The following is an 803-nucleotide window of genomic DNA, read 5'->3' on the forward strand; positions in this document are numbered from 1 at the left end:
CCGATCTGGCGGCCTCCAGGGCGCCGGGGCCGGGCCGCCCGGCGGCGATCAGTCGCGCGGTGTGCTCGCGGGCGCGTTCCACCGTGTCGAGGACGTTTTCGATGCGGTCCCCGGCACGCCGGTTGGTCACCGCGACCGCGGCGGCGAAGCCGACCAGCGCGCCGACGACCGTGTCCACGATCCGGTCCGTCATCAGCTCGCCGGGCTGCTGGAAGCCCGTGAACTCGGTGATCAGCAGCGCCATCGGGGTCACGCAGATGCTGCCGAGCCAGTAGTTGCGGCTGATCAGGGCCTCCGCGCCGAAGTTGAAGGCGAGGCAGCACAGGACGAGGGCGGCGGGGCCGAGGTGGGCGAGCGGGGCGACGGCCGCGAAGAGGAGTACGCCGACGAGGTTGCCGACGACGCGCTGCACTCCGCGGCTCCAGGTCAGCGTGATGTTCGCCTGATAGAGCGAGGCGGCGGTGACCAGGGCCCAGTACGGGCGGCCGGCGCCGAGCGCCAGCGACACGTAGCCGGCGAGGGCACAGCCGAGTGCGGTGCGCAGGGCAAGGGGCAGGAGCGGGCCGAGTCTGTCGGCCAACGGGCGCCTGCCCGCGGCCCGTTCGGCCTCCACGCCGAGGAGTTCGTCGGCCGCCGATGCCGGCTCCACGCAGGGCGCGGGGCCCGTTCCGCGCAGGTCGCGCGCCCAGGAGCGCAACCGTCCGGAGTCCGTGTCGGCGGGTACGGCGAGCGCGACCTCGGCCCGCACGACGAGCCGTTCGAGGGCGCGCCGGGGCTCCGATCGGGCGCCGGTGGCGAGCAGC

At 75.0% G+C, this 803-nt stretch carries 1 protein-coding gene; it reads right to left on the bottom strand.

The genetic code is table 11. The annotated features are described in order from the left end of the window. Nucleotides 1-803: FUSC family protein (locus O3Q52_RS53720; protein ID WP_269655631.1), on the bottom strand; the 803-nt coding region annotated here is incomplete at both ends.

Origin of the sequence: Streptomyces sp. ActVer (assembly GCF_027270795.1) — a bacterium.
GTDB lineage: Bacteria > Actinomycetota > Actinomycetes > Streptomycetales > Streptomycetaceae > Streptomyces > Streptomyces umbrinus_A.